The 2,180-nt window shown below is 59.2% G+C and carries 3 protein-coding genes and 1 pseudogene; all 4 read right to left on the bottom strand.

Features of this window, described 5'->3' with window-relative positions:
- On the bottom strand, nt 1–184 hold a 184-nt coding region (locus tag ACFFAR_RS31435; RefSeq protein ID WP_375509253.1), incomplete at its 3' end, for a hypothetical protein.
- A 226-nt stretch (nt 185–410) separates the two neighbouring features.
- Nucleotides 411–1,043, bottom strand: coding sequence for a plasmid pRiA4b ORF-3 family protein (locus ACFFAR_RS31430; protein WP_375509252.1), 633 nt, complete (start codon nt 1,041–1,043; stop codon nt 411–413).
- 62 nt (nt 1,044–1,105) lie between these two features.
- The gene (istB, locus tag ACFFAR_RS31425) at nt 1,106–1,882 is read right to left on the bottom strand and encodes an IS21-like element helper ATPase IstB (RefSeq protein ID WP_375509251.1); all 777 of its coding nucleotides are present in this window, start codon (nt 1,880–1,882) and stop codon (nt 1,106–1,108) included.
- A gap of 108 nt (nt 1,883–1,990) precedes the next feature.
- A pseudogene (locus ACFFAR_RS31420) lies at nt 1,991–2,180 on the bottom strand (IS21 family transposase); the annotation flags it as partial.

Here is a 2,180-nt window from a genome sequence, read left to right as displayed (position 1 = left end):
GCTGTTTGAGCGAAGAATCGATCCACGCCGCAAGCGGCGAACCTTCATTGGAGGTAACAGTTATGTTTCCCATATTGTCGGATGACGGAGCCGTGAGTGAATAGTCGGTCCCATCCGATGTGATGATATCTGATGAACCTAATACACCATACGGTGCTGGCGACGGCATCTTGATGTCAGCCATACTAGCGATGACAGCGCGAACAGCAGGGCATCTCGCGCTATCGGTCCATTTAACCTCCTCGATCTTACCTCCCAACGTGCGAGTAGTGATGCGAAGTCTATACGGAAAATCGGAATCGTTTTTCCGGGCGCCGGTTGCAACATCAACTGTCTCACTTACTCCCCTTATCAGGATATGTGGAGGAGAACGGTGTGCAACGACAATTTTAGTGTCCGGTCGGCGTCAATTATGATGCCCGGACACGCCTAAACCTGTAGCCGCCCTTGGCGGCACGCATTGCGCGGCCAATTTGCTTGTTGGTTGCTTCCAGGTCGAAGCGTTCGGGCTCGAATTTTTTGCCGACCCAGGTGCGCATTTGTCGATGGTCCTCATGCTCAGGGTCTCGCCACGCATCTAGGAACTCGGCGTAGCCGTACGTGCCGCCAACATCTTCCGGCGGTCCGGATCTGCTGCCTGCGGTGCAGCGCGGGTAATTGGCGCCCTGTTCACGTGGGACACGATGCATGTCGATGTGATGGCGCCAGCAATCTCCGAAGTCATATTCGTAGAGGATGTGGAGGGGTTTTTTCTCGTCATAGGAGAAGGTGAAATCGATGAGGCGCGTTTCGGTAGCCTCAAAGGTGCGATGGTCAAACAGGCCGTCCTCGTCGAACTCTGGGGCGCCGAAGGTCAGTCCGCCAATGAGGAACTGGTGCAGGTGGCTGTCGGTCCAGCCAAACGCGGCCTGGAGCACCTCGTGCAGCAGGGCGAGGTTGAGGCCAACGGGAAGCTCGAGGGTACGGGAAATCCTTGGCTCAATGCCAAGGATATGGGCCTCGACGCGTACGATGAAGGAATCTGGGTCGAATGGGTCGAGCATGGTGACGGACCATGCCGTGGATAAATAGCGCCGACAACGGACGCCAACGACTGTGGCGACAATTACGCCGCGGCCTGGGCTGCCGCGGTACGCTTGCGGTAGCTCTCGGTGTTAAATTCGAGGATGGTGGCGTGGTGGACGAGACGATCTATCGCGGCGACCGTCATCGCGGCATTCGGGAAAATCGAATTCCACTCGGAAAATGGCTGGTTGCAGGTGACGATGAGCGAGCGGCGCTCATACCGTTCGGCGATGAGCTCGAACAGGACGGCCGTTTCCGCCTGGTCCTTTCTGGCGTAGCCAAGGTCATCGAGAATGAGGCAATCGAACCGGTCGAGACGTGTCAGCAAAGCCGGCAGCGATAGATCACGGTGCGCGGCCTGGAGCTTTTGGACAAGATCGGTGGTCCGCACGAAAAACACCCGCCGACCTGCCTCGACGAGGGCGTGCCCAATGGCTGCAGCCGCATGCGTCTTGCCCGTACCGGAAGGACCAAAGCACAGGATGTTTGCGCCCTGTTCAAGCCACGGATCTCCAGAGCCGAAGGCCATAAGGTGCGCCTTCCTGACCGTGGGCACGGCTGCGAAATCGAACGTTGCGAAGGTTTTTCCGCGTGGCAGGTCAGCCTCTGCAAGGTGACGGGCAATCCGGCGTGAGGTGCGGTCGGCCAGTTCATGCTCGCACAGCGTCGCGAGATAGCGCGCGGCGCCCCAACCCTCCCGGTCAGCGCGCGCGGCAAATTTATCCCAGTGCCGCCCGATGCTCGGCAAGCGAAGTGCCGACAGCATCAGCGGAAGACGCGCGGTATCGATCTGTCGCTCAGGCAGCGGGTCTGACATTGTCGGTTCCTGTGTGCTGGAAAAGGCTGTCATAGGCAGCAAAGTTGGGGAGCGGGACGCAGACCTCGGGCATCACATTCGTCGGCGGTGCGACCGCCTGGCGTGCGGTTTCCACTTCGGGCAGCGCGCCTGCGGCGAGAACCTCTTCGAGATGAAGAGCAAGTGCGGCCTCGCAAGCCTGTGTTGCAGCGAGGTGAAGCAGCCCGACATAGACCCGGCACGCGCGTTTGGGCTCGAGCTTCTCGTCCAACATTTCCCAGGCTTTTCTGAAGGCGTCTCGCGGGAATAGACCCTCACG

The sequence above is a fragment of the uncultured Caballeronia sp. genome (assembly GCF_964243625.1).
Taxonomy (GTDB): Bacteria; Pseudomonadota; Gammaproteobacteria; order Burkholderiales; family Burkholderiaceae; genus Caballeronia.
This window is presented reverse-complemented; position numbering and strand designations above follow the sequence as displayed.